The organism is Flavobacterium sp. 38-13, from assembly GCF_001899155.1.
Classification (GTDB): domain Bacteria; phylum Bacteroidota; class Bacteroidia; order Flavobacteriales; family Flavobacteriaceae; genus Flavobacterium; species Flavobacterium lindanitolerans.
Genome location: NZ_MKVG01000014.1, coordinates 290,492 through 307,065, shown reverse-complemented (window position 1 = coordinate 307,065; position 16,574 = coordinate 290,492). Strand labels below are relative to the sequence as shown.

10 protein-coding genes are annotated in these 16,574 nt (G+C 39.2%); 7 read left to right on the top strand and 3 right to left on the bottom strand.

The window, feature by feature from the left end; all coding sequences use genetic code 11:
- Window positions 1-80: 80 nt before the first annotated feature.
- Complete coding sequence (locus BGO88_RS09710) at window positions 81-1,076, top strand: OmpA family protein (protein WP_286706735.1); 996 nt, start codon at window positions 81-83, stop codon at window positions 1,074-1,076.
- A 197-nt stretch (window positions 1,077-1,273) separates the two neighbouring features.
- Window positions 1,274-2,308, top strand: a complete 1,035-nt coding sequence (locus BGO88_RS09705) for an alpha/beta fold hydrolase (protein ID WP_286706734.1) — start codon at window positions 1,274-1,276, stop codon at window positions 2,306-2,308.
- Between the two features lie 11 nt (window positions 2,309-2,319).
- On the opposite strand, the gene BGO88_RS09700 is transcribed toward BGO88_RS09705, so the two are convergent.
- On the bottom strand, window positions 2,320-2,667 hold the full coding sequence (locus tag BGO88_RS09700) for a winged helix-turn-helix transcriptional regulator (protein WP_286706733.1): 348 nt from the start codon (window positions 2,665-2,667) through the stop codon (window positions 2,320-2,322).
- Window positions 2,668-2,759: 92 nt separating this feature from the next.
- Between BGO88_RS09700 and BGO88_RS09695 the strand changes: the two genes are divergently transcribed.
- Entirely contained in the window at window positions 2,760-3,359 is a 600-nt protein-coding gene (locus BGO88_RS09695) for a nitroreductase family protein (RefSeq protein WP_286706732.1), read from the top strand.
- Between the two features lie 321 nt (window positions 3,360-3,680).
- On the opposite strand, the gene BGO88_RS09690 is transcribed toward BGO88_RS09695, so the two are convergent.
- Window positions 3,681-4,679: a GlxA family transcriptional regulator gene (locus tag BGO88_RS09690; RefSeq protein ID WP_286706731.1), complete on the bottom strand. Its 999-nt coding sequence runs from the start codon at window positions 4,677-4,679 to the stop codon at window positions 3,681-3,683.
- Between the two features lie 170 nt (window positions 4,680-4,849).
- Here BGO88_RS09690 and BGO88_RS09685 point away from each other — a divergent pair, with 170 nt between their 5' ends.
- Window positions 4,850-5,767 carry an SRPBCC family protein gene (locus BGO88_RS09685; RefSeq protein WP_056069442.1) on the top strand — a complete coding sequence of 306 codons (918 nt, stop codon included), beginning with the start codon at window positions 4,850-4,852 and terminating at the stop codon, window positions 5,765-5,767.
- 129 nt (window positions 5,768-5,896) lie between these two features.
- Here BGO88_RS09685 and BGO88_RS09680 read toward each other — a convergent pair whose 3' ends face one another.
- Window positions 5,897-6,769, bottom strand: a complete 873-nt coding sequence (locus BGO88_RS09680) for a DUF808 domain-containing protein (protein ID WP_286706730.1) — start codon at window positions 6,767-6,769, stop codon at window positions 5,897-5,899.
- A 546-nt stretch (window positions 6,770-7,315) separates the two neighbouring features.
- On the opposite strand from BGO88_RS09680, the gene BGO88_RS09675 reads away from it, so the two are divergent.
- The 3 genes from BGO88_RS09675 to BGO88_RS09665 all read left to right on the top strand — a co-directional run bounded on the left by BGO88_RS09675 (window position 7,316) and on the right by BGO88_RS09665 (window position 16,518).
- Window positions 7,316-11,353, top strand: a complete 4,038-nt coding sequence (locus BGO88_RS09675; RefSeq protein WP_286706729.1) for a RemA C-terminal-like gliding motility protein — start codon at window positions 7,316-7,318, stop codon at window positions 11,351-11,353.
- A gap of 15 nt (window positions 11,354-11,368) precedes the next feature.
- A complete protein-coding gene (locus BGO88_RS09670; protein WP_286706728.1) occupies window positions 11,369-11,575 on the top strand; it encodes an Fjoh_0651 family PID-CTERM protein in 207 nt (68 codons plus the stop codon).
- A gap of 299 nt (window positions 11,576-11,874) precedes the next feature.
- Window positions 11,875-16,518: a DUF8202 domain-containing protein gene (locus BGO88_RS09665; RefSeq protein WP_286706727.1), complete on the top strand. Its 4,644-nt coding sequence runs from the start codon at window positions 11,875-11,877 to the stop codon at window positions 16,516-16,518.
- Window positions 16,519-16,574: the final 56 nt, after the last annotated feature.

Sequence of the window (16,574 nt, the reverse complement as noted above, 5' to 3'; positions counted from 1 at the left end):
TGGACTGATTTCCCAATCAAATATTGCTTTTTACAAAATTAAATAAGACATTTAAAAACTAAAATTTTATAAAATTCACAATGAAAAAAGGAATTCTTTTACTCGCATTAACATCAATGATATTCTCGTGCAACAAGAAATCTGAAGCCGACCAGAATACGGAAGCAGAAACAGAGCAAGTTTCTGAAAAAAACAACCAACCGGAGACAGAAAAAAAATTCAATATTGAAGACATCGCTTTTTCGAATGCCAGCATAGGCGATTTCCCATTTTTCACTCTACCACAAGGACTAACGCAGCAAAACAAACCATTGGAAAAAAAATTCGATGTTTGTTACTTCCCTATTGACGGCATAATGACTCCATTTGAAGGCAGACTCTACAAAGCTAATATAACTTCCAAGCCGGGCGAAGAATTTTCGCAGCGGTATTTCGAAAAGAGTCTTGAAGATTATCTCACTTCAGTGGGAGCAGTAAAGGTTTTTGATGGAAAAATTTCTTCCGAAGAATATGACCGATACAACAAACAGGATCCTAATAAAGGAGATGAAGGAGATATTGGTTATGCAGATGAACAGATTAAATTTTACATTATCCGTACAAAAGACAAAGGAAATATTTATGTTCAGTTTTCTGCCAATAATGCTGCCGGAAAGCTTAATATTCTTCAGGAAGAAGCATTCAAACAAACCATAACAAAGGTTACAGCAGATGAAATAGCAAAAGATTTAGCAGAAAAAGGCAAATCAATCTTATACATTAATTTTGATGTAGATAAATCTACCATTTTACCTGACGGTAAGGAAATCGTAAAAGAAATAGCAGGAGCATTAAAGGAAAATTCTTCATTAAAAATTGCCATAGAAGGACATACTGACAATTCAGGTAATGCCGCTCACAATAAAAAATTGTCCGATGATCGTGCTAAAGCTGTATTATCTGCCTTAACAACACAGGGAATTGACCAATCAAGACTGTCAGCCAAAGGTTTTGGGGCAGAACGTCCGTTAGTTCCAAACGATTCAGAGAGTAATAAAGCAAAAAACAGACGGGTAGAACTAGTTAAGATAAAGTAAAAAAGGAATTATTTACTTCAAAAAGCTCTCGTTCAAATTACTACATCAAAAAAGCTAACAGAAAAATCTGTTAGCTTTTTTTGTTTGTACCAAAACTATAAATGACTCCATCTGCATAGTTAAGGTTATTATAAACATCTTTATATCTATCATTATTTGTAATACTTTGGCTATATTCTTTACCAACTCTATAGCCTATGAAGCTTTCAGCATTACTTTCTTTTGCCGTGATATTATTTACGCAAGTTGTTACTGCACAACAAATGTTTCCTTATGAGCGAGATATTTCAAACAAGGAAAATTATATCCTCAAAGAAATTTCATTTAAAGCAGCAGAAAAGAAAGACAGTATTACCATTTATGGAACATTGGCGATGCCTAAATCTGGGTTTGAAAAATTAGTAATCATTGTACCAGGCTCAGGAGCAGATACCCAATACAGCCATTATAAACTGACGGATAAACTCTTGCAACATAACATCGCAGTTTACAGATATGACGATCGCGGTACGGGCAAATCCGGCGGTAAAAACAATAGCGCCAATTACACCATCGACCAGATGAGTGCCGAATTATACAATGCCTTCAAAGTCTTGAAAAAAACTACCGAATTAAATGGCAAAAAAATTGGAATGCTTGGCCATAGCCAGGGTGGAATGGTGACAATGGGCGCCTATAAACTTGGCGCAAAACCTAATTTTCTTATTCAATGGGCAACGCCGGTGCAAAAACATGGTGCTTTCCTGAAATACCAGTTAACAAAAAGGCCAGAACGGTTTACTGATATTTTTAAATATGAAACTTTAGAAGAAAAGCTTACTGTAATGGAATCGTTGCATAAAGTTGCGGAAGAAAATCCTGAGCTGGATAGCTGGCCACTTTCTAAAAAGCTTGACAAGGTTTCTAAAAAAATAGGTTATGATGAAAAACGCTACACCAGGTTTCCTTATATGACACTTACTTCTGAAAAAGCTGTTGTGCAGAAAAATCTGGAGCCTTTGTATAAAAATGCAGATTTTCCACTTTTATATATTGTTGGCAGCGCAGATGATTTTGTAGATGCCAATGCAGAAACTGCATTATTAAAGAATTTTGCAAATCCAAACATCACCGTAAAAGTCTATGATAAGCTGAATCATTATTTAGGCAATACATTACTTACATCTGAAAGTATGTATGCTATCAATGAAACGCCTGCCAATGAAATAGCCAATTGGATAAAAAACCTATAATGACTTTGCCATTACGCAACAATATCAATACGTTTATTACTCTTTGCCGTTTCCCTTCCCCATTCAGAAATAGCCTGGAGTAACGGGATTAGTGTTGTTCCAAATTCTGTCAGCTCGTACTCTACTTTTAATGGTGGTTTGCTGGTATGGACTGTACGCTTAATTAAACCGTCTTCTTCCAGTTCCTTTAATTGTAGGCTTATTGTACGTTCTGTAACCATTGGCAGCTCTTTTCGCAATTCGCTATAACGTAATTTCCGAATCAAATGAATAAGAATTACCGCTTTCCATTTCCCTCCAATATATTTCATGGTAAGACTGGTAGTACAGGGATATTTTTTGTCGTCTATGCAATACATTTATACTATCTTTTTTGACCGTTATTGCAAAGTTATCTAACTATACTTAATTTTGCAACTATAAAATATATAGTATAAAAATCAGAACCGATATGAACTTCTTAGACCTTGCAAAAAGCAGATACACTACAAAAAGCTACAATTCGAATAAAAGGATTTCAGAAGAAAACATTGCAGAACTAAAAGAGATTTTAAGCCTGAGCCCTTCTTCGATTAACAGTCAGCCCTGGAAATTTATTTTTATTTCCGATGAGAAACTAAAAAACGAACTGGCCGGCGTTTCTTATTTTAACCAGCAAAAAATCAATGACGCAAGCCACCTGGTTGTTTTTAGCGTCATTGATGACATTCAGTTATTTGAAAATCAAATCAGGCAAAATTTACCTGAAGGTTCGGTAAATTATTACAACCAATTCCTAAAGCCAAAACCGGAATCTGAAATCAAATCGTGGCTGGAACATCAGGTTTATTTGTCGCTCGGGTTTTTCCTTTCGGCTTGTGCCAGTATGGATATTGACAGTTCGCCAATGGAAGGCATAAAAAATGAAGAATACGACAAAATATTGCAATTGGATGGCTATAAATCGTTATTTGCTGTTGCCATAGGTTACAGAAATCCGGAAGATTTTAACCAGCCTTCTGTTAAAGCCAAGTCGCGTTTATCTCTGGAACAGACAATACAATCTTTTTAATTTATTCACAGAATCCGGAGCGGAAAAATAAACAAAGTCATTATTACTTTTCAATCAAAAAGTCGGTACCGGAGTATCGGCTTTTTTTGTATTTCAATTATGGAGTTGCATAGGGAAATAAGCCGTTGGAAAACGCAAAAGTTGACCCAAGAGTGGAATTACTTTCGATAACTTTTCGATTGGCAGACGCCGAAGAATTTAAAAGCACCTATTTTGAAAGCTACGTAGAGGATATAAATACCTATTTGTTACACCTAATTATAGGGATGAAATGTAGATTATCAGCCCAATTATAAATATTTCAGCATACCGCAATAACCATTATAGCTCAGCCACCATGCCTATTTTATTGTATTTGTTTTTATATTCCAATGGCGACAAACCTGTAATTTTCCGAAACACCTCGCGAAAAGCCTTTACATCGGCATAACCAACCTCATACATTATTTCATTGATTGTTTTTCGGGAAGTTTCGAGTTCTTTTTTTGCCGATTCGATTTTTACTCTTTGCAGGTATTCAACCGGCGTATTACCCGTTGCTTTTATAAATCTGCGGTCAAAATTTCTTCGACCAACAGTAAATTTCTTCGAGAGTTCTTCTATCGATATTTTCTCTGTGAAGTTCTTTTCAATATATTCCTGTGCTTTTACAACTACTTCATCCCCATGCGTTTTCTGCCCGTTAAAAATCACAAAGTCAGATTGTGCCTGCCTGTCAATATCAATTTGAAAAACCTTGGAACAATAAATGGCTGTTTGCCTGTCATAATATTTTTCAACCAAATAGATAATAAGATTCAGGAATGAATAACCGCCGCCGTTGGTGTAAATGCCCTGTTCATCTGTAATGAGTTTTTCAGCTTTCAGGTTTACCTTCGGGAACAACTGTTTAAAATTCGCAGCCGCATTCCAGTGAATGGAACAGCTTTTCTTGTCTAACAGACCTGTTGAAGCCAGGATATAGGCTCCGGTACACATGCTCGCTACCTCAGCTCCTTTTTTGTACTGCTCCAATATCCAATCCACCAGAATAACATTTCCTCCTTCTACTTTTTTAAAAGCAGCCAGTATTGCAGGAATAATAATCAGGTCTGTTTTGGGAATGGAATTTATTCCTTTTTGTGGCATAACGGTAAGCAAACCATTTACAAAATTGGATTGTTCTGAAACACCCGCCATTTCAATAGTAAATACCGGGTCCTTATGTTGCCGGATATAATAATTATTGGCCTCCGTAAAAATATGATAGGCACCAATAATACACGACAGCGTGTTGGGTCCGGCCTGTGTATCGGGCACTAATATGGTAAGGTGTTTCATAAGACAAGATTTAAAACCATTTCATTTTATAACTCCATAGTTACTACAAAGTTAAAAAAGCATTTTGTCCAAATCAACCTCTTATAAAGTCTATTTCACACCCTATACAGGTAGTTTCTTGTCAATACCTTTGATTAGAGAATAAAAACAATCAAAATAGCAAACAAATCATGAAACAAGAAGATTTTACAACCTCATTTACCGTGGACGCTACGCCGCGAAAAGTATTTGATGCCATCAACAATGTACGCGGATGGTGGTCCGAAAACATAGAAGGCCCAACAGACAAACTTAACGGCGAGTTTTCCTATCATTATATGGATGTTCACCGTTGCAGGATAAGAGTAACGGAAATGCAGCCCGATACTAAAATAGTCTGGCATGTACTTGACAACCATTTTAAGTTTACCAAAGACAAAAGCGAATGGAAAGATACTTATGTGATTTTTGAAATTACTGAAAAAAATGGCCGGACGGAGATGAAATTCACACATCAGGGGTTAGTTCCAACCTATGAATGTTATCAGGTATGCCAAGATGCATGGACCTACTACATACAGGAAAGCCTGAAAATGCTTGTCGAAACTGGCAAAGGTCAGCCAACACCAAAAGAAACGGAATCGGCAGCCGTAACCAAACAAAACAACAACCCATCCGATACAAAAAGCATCTACCACAAATTACTGATTAAATCGCCTTTGGAAAAAGTATATCAGGCGCTAACCACACAGGAAGGATTAGCCGGATGGTGGACGCCGGACACTACTGCAAAACCCGAAGTGGGCAGTATTTTGAGATTTGGATTTGGTCCGGAGTATTTCAAACAAATGGAAGTTTTAGAGTTAAAACCGTACAGCTTTATAAAATGGAAGTGTATCAAAGCTTTTGAAGACTGGATTGGCACCACGCTCACTTTTGAATTGGAAGCCCATCAAAAAGGATGCACTCTATTGTTTCATCATGACGGTTGGGAAGCCTATACACCGGAAATGGCGTCGTGCAGTTTTGATTGGGCACTTTTCTTTAGAAGCCTGAAGTTTCTTTGCGAAACCGGTAAGGGATTTCCTTATCCCGATTTTGATAAATAATCTGACGGTTTTGCAGCGGGTAATTCTTTTTACGCAAAGGCACAGAGTCGCAAAGCAATTAGTATAAAACAGGAACGGCGGAGTATTCACTTCCGCCGTTCCTGTTTTTCTAAAAAGATATTTTTATAATTAAGCAGATGTTTTCTTACCGAATATTTTTTTTACTACAGTTACCAAAACAACTACTATAATTCCAACAACCAGACCAATACCAAATTCTTTAACTATTGAAGGTATGGAAGGAAATAATTCATGCAGGAAATGTACATTATGCACAAAAATTCCTCCGGCAACCAAAATTAGGGCTACAGTACCTACTACTGCCAATCCTTTTATAATCAAAGGCAATGACTTCACCAACAATGTACCTATTAAAAACAGAAACGATTTTTCTTTTGAACGCCTAATCAAATTGTAACCTGCATCATCCATACGAACAATTAGTGTCACAATACCGTAAACGCCAACAGTTGCTATTACAGCCACTGCTGAAACCGTAATTATCTGTACCGTCAAGGGTTCTGTTAATACGCTTCCCAAAGCAATGATTACGATTTCGACCGAAAGTATAAAATCTGTGGTGATAGCCGACCTGACTTTTGTTTTTTCGGCATCCCTATCATTTGGAACTTCTTCAACTGCAGGCGCATCATGACTGGCCGTTTTTCTGTGAAAAAGATATTCAACAATTTTCTCTACTCCTTCATAGGCCAGAAAAGCTCCACCAAACATCAGGATAATTATAATAGCCAACGGAAGAAAGGCATTTAACAGCAAAGCTATAGGTACAATAATTACCTTGTTAAGCAACGAACCTTTAGTAATTGCCCAAAGAACAGGGATTTCTCTGGAAGCCAAAAAGCCGGTTGCTTTTTCTGCATTCACTGCCAAATCATCACCTAAAATCCCGGCAGTTTTCTTGGTTGCTAACTTTGTAGTCATCGCTACATCATCCATGAGTAGCGCAATATCATCTAAAACGGCAAAAATACCTGAAGCCATATTTTTTTTTAATTATTTAGGCCGCAAATTAGACAATCGGCAGGTGTCCTACAATAGCCGCAACAATTTTAATTGAATAAAATATTAAGTGGGAAAGTTGGAAAGTCAAAAGGTTAATATGGTTGGAAAGTCGAAAGTCAAAGGTCGAAAGTTAAAAGACTATTCGGAATGCCTTTCACTATCCATTATCAACTATACACTATCAACTACCCATAATTCCGTTTTTAACCCTCTGGCAAGTTCTTCAGCAATTTGTCCGTTGGCACCAAGTATCGTCTGCACCTGTTTTCTTTTTGGAGAAGATTTTTATGCAATTTAAAATAAAAGGGAAGCTGAACATACCCAATCAGACGAAACCAGATTACTAAGCAAATATAAATAGTCAAGGGTAGCCCAAAATGCAAAGAACCAATTAATGCAGAAAAACTATTGCTTAAAAAACTTGTAAAACGGCAACATTTTGGCTTAAAATGAAATATTTTACAACAATTTAACATTATTTAAATCTTTTTTCCTACGTTTGTAATCCCAAATCTAATATTAATTATGAATAAAACTACCTTATTAGGAGTGTTATGCCTATTCGTTATGGGCATAACCCAAGGTCAGGTTGTGTCTGAGAACAAGTCCCCACTTGAAAAAGCACAGCACTATCTTAAAGAAAAAGGAGAAGTAGTCTTTACTTTCCAGGCTCAATCCAAAGAACAATTTAAAGAACTGGCGCGTTTCTTGTCTATCAGCCACAAGAGAGTCGACCAAAACGAGTTGAAAGTGGAGGCTTATGCCAATCCACAGCAATTTGAAAAATTTCAGATGTATGGCATTCCATTTGAAGTCAGCGTTTCTGAAAATGAATTTACTGCCGATGAATATCTTACTTACGGTACTTCGGCCTGGGATGACACTTGGAATGCATATCCAAAATACTCCGAGTATGTAGCCAAAATGCAATATTGGGCGAATACCTATCCTAATTTATGCAAGCTTCAAAGCATTGGTACCACTCCAAATGGAAGAACACTGTATGTATTAAAAATTTCCGACAACGCACAAGTTGATGAAGCCGAACCGGAATTTCTATATACTTCTTCCATGCACGGAGATGAAATTACGGGATATCCAACCATGCTACGCCTTATCGATTATTTGTTGACAGGCTATGCTACAAACAGTGAAATCAGCAATATTGTCAACAATACCGAAATTTTTATTTGTCCGTTGGCCAATCCTGACGGTTCGTATAAAACTGCCGGAAACGACACTATGAATTCTACAGGAAATACGGCAACACGTGCCAATTCTGCCGGAGTCGACCTCAACAGAAACTATCCTGACCCAATTGACGGGCTTCACCCTGACGGTTATGCTTACCAACCGGAAACACTTGCTTTTATGGAGTTTGAGAAAACAAGAAATTTTGTACTGGCAGCCAATTATCACGGTGGTGCTGAAGTCGTTAACTTTCCATGGGATACATCAACTACGCCAAGCACTTCCAATTTCAGCATCCACCCGCACGACAACTATTTTAAGTTTGTTTCCAAGGAATATGCGCAGCTTTGCCAAACCGCAGACGGAAATGCCAACTATATGGACGATGTTTACAACTCAGGCCAATTTGCAGGAACTACAAACGGTGCCGCCTGGTATTCTGTTTATGGCGGAAGACAGGATTGGAACAATTTCTTTAACCATAACAAAGAAATGACTATCGAAATTTCCGCAACAAAATTCCCTTCCGCAGCCAATCTTCCATTCTACTGGCAGAGAAACAGGCAGGCGCTTCTGAACTATATAAAACAAGCCAACTATGGTCTCAAAGGAACCGTTAAAAACAGCGCTGGCGAAGCTATTGATGCCAAAGTATACATCAACGGCACTGACCTGATGGGTTCATGGGTAAAAACAGGACCGCTGGGAGATTATTACAAAGTAATGATTGAAGGAACCTATAACGTAATTTTTGAAGCTCCGGGTTATACCAGCCAGACACAAAATGTTACTGTTTCAAACAATGCAGCCACTGTACTAAACGTAACAATGGTGCCAAGCACGACTATTCCAACGGCAGACGAAAAGACTATCTGCGAAGGACAAACTGCTGCATTAACAGCAACCGGAACAGGAACCATCAGATGGTATGCAGACAATACGACTACCACAGTTCTTGCTACGGGCACTTCATATACCACTCCGGCATTAAGCGCAAATAAATCATATTTTGTTGAACGTGAAACTCCTCAAACGGTAGGTCCAACATCAATTTCAGGAGGTAGTAGCGTAAACAATACAAATTCCAGAAACAAGTACATGATTTTCAGCGCTACGGCTCCATCAAAACTGAAAACAGTCACAATCAATACAAGTGCAGCCGGAGAAATTCTGGTAGAACTTCAAAATAGTACCGGAACAATGTTAGAATCCAAAATGGTAAAACTGACAGTATCCGGAACCCAGGAAATCGACCTGAATTTCTTTGTGCCTGCTGAAAATAATATGAGATTGGTCTTAAGACAAATTTCCGGATTCAATATTTATGCTGCTAATTCCGGAATAACCTATCCATATAGTAACGGAATTGTATCGATTACTGCCAACAGCGGTACTGGAACATTCCTGCCTTTCTTTAACTGGAAATTCCAAACCTTCAAGAGTGTCAGAGACGAAGTTATCGTAACTGTAAAACCAAATCCTGCCATTACTACGATTACTCCAAATACAAAAGTGAGAGGCGAAGCGGGCTTTACCTTAACTGTAAACGGAACCAATTTTGTTAACGGCGAATCTATAATTAACTGGAATGGTACAAACAAGACTACAACTTTTGTAAGTTCAACCCAACTGACGGCATCAATTTCTGCTTCAGACATTGCTGCAAGCGGAACGGTAGAAGTCAAAGTATTCAATACATGCAATAACTTTTCATCTGCGGCAACCAACTTTACGATTACGGCTCCAACATCAACAACATGGAACGGAAGCAGCTGGTCAAATGGAACTCCAAACTCAAGTCTTGACGCTATTATCAACGGAAATTATGCTTCGGGCACCAACGGTTCATTTACAACCAAGAGCCTTACCCTGAACTCCGGTTATACACTAACTGTAAATACAGGAAGTAGTATCACCATCAGCGACGCTATCGTAAATAATGCAGGAGCAGCAAATTTCATTGTAGAAAGCAACGCCAACCTGATACAGACAAACAATGCCGTAAATAACGGCCTGATTACAGTAAAAAGAAACAGCGCTCCGTTATACCGTTTTGACTATACCTTATGGTCTTCACCCGTGAGTGGCCAGAACCTGCGTAATTTCTCACCTGCTACATTAACAAATCGTTTTTACGTCTATAATCCTGCATCAGGAAACAACGGTAACTATGAAGCCATTTTTCCTGCACAAAATGAAGGTACTTATACATTTGCACAGGCAAAAGGATACCTGATCAGGGTTCCGGACAATTATGTTTCTTATGTAAACTCATCCATTTCCGGAGTGTCTTATAATGGTGTTTTTGTAGGAGTTCCTTACAATGGCAGCTTTAGCTTTCCGCTTTCCAATGCCAATAACGGATTTAACCTTGTAGGAAACCCTTATCCTTCGGCTATCTCAATTTCAGGACTATTCTCTTCTAATTCCAATGCCATTGACGGAACTGTCTGGTTCTGGAGAAAAAGAAATGGCGTTGCCGGAAGTGGTTATGCTACAACAACAGGACTGGGCATCACCAGCGCACAGCCGGAAGTAGCAGGCATGAATCCAAACGGAATCATCAGCAGCGGACAAGGATTTTTCGTGAAAGTGAAAAACGGTGCTACTCAGTCATCTTTAAATTTCAACAACAGTATCCGTTCGGCCGGTACAAATGGTGTATTTTTCAGAAATGGTAATATCAATTCAGACGAACCTGAAAAGCACAGAATATGGTTAAACCTGTCTAACGAAACAGACATCATTGGTCAGACCTTGCTCGGATATATGGCCGGTGCGACAGAAAATGTGGATTATGGCATTGATGGAAAATATTTCAACGACAGCCCAATTGCCCTGACTTCTTATATTGACAATTCAGAATATGCAATTCAGGGAAGAAGCCTGCCATTTTCTATAAATGATGTGGTTCCTTTGAGCTTTAAAACCAACGTTTCGGGCAGCTACAGCATTTCTATCGACCATCTTGACGGACTTTTTGAAGCAAACCAGGATGTTTTCTTAAAAGACAATCAGACCGGACAAATCCATAACCTAAAAATAGCGGCTTATAATTTTGTAACAGAATCCGGAAATTTCACCAACCGATTCGAGATTGTATACAGAGCTGCACTGGGTATGGAAACCCCAACAATCAACTCCAACAGCATTGTCGTTTACAAGAAAAACGAAATGCTTTACATTGATGCCGGAAATTATATGATGGAGAAAATTGAGATTTACGATGTAAGCGGAAGACTTATTTATTCGAAGTCAGAAGTTGATGATACGAAAACCGTAATCTCAAACCTTTCCGTTGCCAATCAGGTATTGCTGGTAAAAATCGTCACATCAGAAAACGGGACTGCTACCAAAAAGATGGTTTACTAATTAATAAAAGAAAACATGAAAGATATAGCTCTGAAATTCTCTGTCCTGATTTTCTTCTTATTTAATTCATTCTCGGTACTGGCGCAAAATCCAGAAGAAGTTCCAGAAGAAGTAGATGGCCCTATTGCTCCAATCAGTGACCATCTTTGGCTTCTTGCCCTGGTTGGATTAGTCTATATTTTTTGTAAATACAGTCCAAAAACGGCGAAAGAAAAATCATAAAATTTAAAAAGAGCCGGTTTCCACATTAAATTTGTGACACTCGGGCTTCAAAAAATGTAAAACCCTATTAATTAAAGGCTTGCAAGTCCCAGTATTTGCAAGCCTTTGTATTTTTTACACGATATTTTTGCTAATTTTTGTTAAAATTTAAAAAAACTTTTTTATATTTGAATACCCAAATCTAGTATTAATCTTTAAAATCTATAAAATAGCCCAAGTTGCTAACCCCTGCAACTTTCATACATTAAGACCCCAGTCTATTTTATCGTAATTTATCATTATCTAAACCCCATAAGATCATGAAAAAAACCTACCTACTAGGCTGTAAGCTGACGCTTACACTATTCCTTGTATTGCTTACTTCCGTAAGCTATTCACAAAACCAGACTTATACAACTTCAGGAACTTTTACCGTACCCGTTGGCGTTACCAGCATCACTGTTGAAGCGTGGGGCGGCGGCGGAAAAGGAGGAACAAGAACCAGCAACGGCGGTGCCGGAGGAGGTGGCGGAGGCGCTTATGTTAGAAGCGTAATGACCGTAACTCCAGGAACTACTTATACCGTAACCGTAGGTGCCGGAAGTACTTCTACTGCTGCCGGAGGCGATTCGTGGTTTGGCTCAAATACAACCCTGCTTGCCAAAGGAGGCGAAAGCGTTGCAAATAATACAACAGGCGGAGGCAACGGAGGCGCTGCCGCTGCAAGTATAGGCGATTTTAAACGTTCAGGCGGTGATGGTGCCGATGGTTCTTCCCTAATAACCATATATGGTGGTGGTGGCGGTTCGTCTGCAGGAAATGCTCTTGCAGGAACCAACGGTACTACTTTTAACGGGGGAACAGCTCCCGCCGGCGGTGGTAATGGAGGTAATGGAGTCAACTCAAGTACCAACAATGGAAATGGTGCTAACGGTACTATACCCGGCGGTGGTGGCGGTGGTGGAAAAAGGACCAGCGGTTCTACTACCCGAAACGGAGGTAATGGAGCCAACGGACAAGTAGTTGTCAACTATACTTTGCCAAACGGACCGGGAGGAATTACAGCCGCACTGCAATTATGGCTACGCGCTGACCTTGTAAACGGAACTAACTCTGTAGCAGACAATACGAATGTTTCTTCCTGGCAAACACAAGCTATGGGAAGCAACGCTTCAGTATATACATCCGGACAAGAACCAAAATTTAAAAACAATCCGACAGATAACGTTAATTTCAACGCTGTTGTTGATTTTAAGAATGTCTCTACAGAAGCTTCCAGCAGTTATAATTACGGCCTTGCTGGTCAGCAATATCTGGTAGGAAATTCAGGATATTATACGCAAGACCAGTTTATTGTTATTATTCCAAACGTTACCGTGAACAGCTCTTTCGGAAGTATGGACATTCTCTGTTCTGATGCAGATACATCAACACAGGAAAATGACGGAACCGGAATTGGTTTTGGCGCCTATTCGCAACGTTTCAACAACGAAGTTCTTTCTTATGCTTATGCCACTTCATCCGGTTTAGGAAACGGATATGGGGTTGCTGAAACAAGCACAGCAAAGACCTATACAAACGTTGGGATAATCAATACCCGAAACAATGCGGGATCAACCGCTCAGGAACTTTTCTATAATGGTGTAAACGTTGTAAATACAAATTCCACCGGAACATTTACCAACCTATCCAACGGGAAATACTGGATTGGACGAAGTGAAGGATGGAAAGCCACACTTGACGGAAGAGTTGCCGAGATAATTACCTTTAGCTCCCGTAAAAACGATGCCAGTGAAAGAATCCGCATTGAGAGTTACCTGGCCATCAAATACGGCATCACCATGGGCGTAAACGGTACGTCACAAAACTACACCAACTCTGACGGAACGGTAATCTGGAATGCGACTTCGAATGCCGGATTCAACTGGAACATTGCCGGAATTGGGCGTGATGACCTTTCAAAATTGAACCAAAAACAATCCAGAAGTGTCAACTTAGCGACAGACGTTGCCATTGGATTAGGTGAAATAGCAACAACCAATACACAAAACGCGACAACCTTTACAACAAATAAAGACTACCTGGTTTGGGGATGTAATAACGGTACTTTTGCATCATCAGGTACAACCACAAACGTAAATCTTGGAGGACTTACGACTGCTTTTACGGCCGGAAACAGAAAATGGAAAATTGTAGAAACCGGAACAGATGTGGGCCAGGTAGTAGTATCACTTCCTAAATCTTCCCTGACTTCTAATTTCACAAAAACGGCTACACAGGAATATGTACTGATTGTTTCCTCAACAAGCACCTTTGGCAGTAATGATATTGTTGACATTATTCCATTGACAGATACCGGAAACAATTATGAGGTATGGTATGATTTCGACGGCACTAAATTTTTCAGCTTTGGAGTTTCCAACCAATTTGACAACAAATACAGACTTGACAACCAAACCGGAGATTTTGTTTTGGGAGAAAAAAACATCAACCTTAATTCGAGCTTTACTGTTTCAGGATGGGTTAGACACACAAGCGGCGGCGGTACAGTTGTGGCCAAAAATGGTGCTTATCAATTCTACATTAACGGTTCCAATAAACTCGTAGGAAACTGGAATGGTGGCGACAGAATCACAAGTACAACTTCTGTCAATAACGGAAAATGGCACTATGTAGCCGTTGCTTTCAACAGTGGCACTGCCAGCCTTTATATTGACGGTGTGTTGGATGCTACCACAACAGGTCAGCCAGCACCTCTGTCTAATACAGCTAATTTTTCTATTGGTGCAATGTGGTCTAACAAATCAGCAATCTCCAGTGTATTTTCAGGTGATATTGATGAAATCAGGATTTGGAACAGCGCTTTGACAGCCGCTCAGATTCGTTATATCATGAATCAGGAAATTGAAAAAAATGGTACAAATACGTATGGAAAAGCCATTCCTAACACAATTACTAAGAACGATATTGCAAGCATTCCGTGGAATAATCTTCAGGCTTATTATGACCTGAATACTTTTTACGGCACTTCCATAAAAGACAAATCTGATAATAATCGTTGGGCAAGAATCAAATACCTTACAGTAGACAAGAATATGGTAGCTACCCAAACGGCTCCACTTCCTTATGTTTCTGCAACAGACGGAGCATGGGCAACCACAACAACCTGGGCGAACGGTAATGTACAGGAACTTCCTAATAATGTTTCCGTAGTGAATGCCGGCATTCCGGTAGATTGGAATATTGTACAGACATCACACAATGTTACTTCTGTAGGCAATAAAACCGTATTGGGACTCAATGTTAGCAGCAATACATTAAGCGCCCAAAACGACACTAAAATTGAGGTATCTCATTACCTAAAAGTAAACGGAAAAATTGACCTTGTGGGAAAATCACAGCTGATACAGACATTAAACAGCGACCTTGACCCTACCAGCTCAGGAACTCTGGAAAGAGACCAGCAAGGTACCAGCAATAAATACAATTATAATTACTGGTGTTCGCCGGTGAGTACTCAAAATGCGACGACAAACAATATCGGATATACCATAAATGGCGTATTGAGGGATGGTACAACAAGTACACCGCAAACCATTATGTGGACATCCGGTACTGACGGAGCTCCGGGTTCGCCTATCACTTTGAGCAGTAAATGGCTTTATAAATTCCAAAGCGCCTCAAACAATTATGCCAACTGGATTTATGTAGGACATACCGGAGGATTACTGGCTGCACAAGGCTTCACTATGAAAGGAAGCGGAGCTGCTACTCCAACACAAAACTATACTTTTGTGGGCAAGCCTAACAATGGAAGAATCCAATACAGCATAGGTCCAAACTTACTGAACCTGACTGGAAACCCATATCCATCCGCACTGGATGCCACTGCATTTATTAATGACAACCTGGCTACTACAACCGGAACACTCTATTTTTGGGACCATTTTGGCGGCGAAACCCATGTATTGTTATCCTATTTAGGAGGTTATGCAGCAAGAAATCTCATTGGTGGTGTTGTAGCTATGTCACAGCCGGAGCTTCAGGATGTAGGTCCGGGTACCAAAATCCCGAACAGATATATACCAGTAGGACAAGGATTTTTTGTAACTTCAAGCAACATTGGTGGCGATATGGTGTTTAACAACAACCAAAGACAATTTGTTAAGGAAGATAATGCCAGTTCAAACCTGATGTTTAGAAACCAGGCCGGTACTATTCCAAATGCCAGTCATTTTGAAAAAAATTCGGAAGATTTGGAAGAAGAACAGGATGATTTCATCAAAATACGATTAGGATACAATTCCAGAAACAATTACCACAGACAGGTTCTTTTAGGTTTTATGAACGAACTTGCCAGCAGTGAAATTGAACCGGGCTATGATGCCATCCACATTGACAATCAGGTTAACGACATGTATTTTGTCCACAATGGCACTAAACTGGTCATTCAGGGTGACGGTTATTTTGATGTCAACAATATCTATCCTGTAGCAGTAAAAGCAGACGCGGCTGGAAATGTAAAATTCATGCTTGACAAAGTAGAAAATCTGGACGAAAATCAGGGTATTTATATTTTTGACAACATGACCGGAATCTATCACAACATCAGGAACAATGCCTTTGAAATCAATCTTGATGCGGGATTGCACGACCGAAGATTTTCGCTACGATTTTCACCACGTGAAAACTTAGGAATTGAAAACCCTACTCTGGAACAAGGGGTTGATATTGCCTTTACGAGCAACAACAATACGTTACACATCAAAAACAAATTATTGGATACTACGGTAACTTCGGTTGCTGCATATACAATATTAGGCCAAAGCCTTACCACATGGAATGTGGAAAATCAAACACAACAAAACATTCAGATTCCAATTTCAGGTTTAAGCGCCGGAGCTTATATTGTCAAAATAATCACTACAGATGGTGAGCTAAGCAAAAAAATCATCGTAAAATAATTATAATAATGGGGATTATAATTATTTAGGTTGGTTTAATAAAAAAGTCCCGGGTT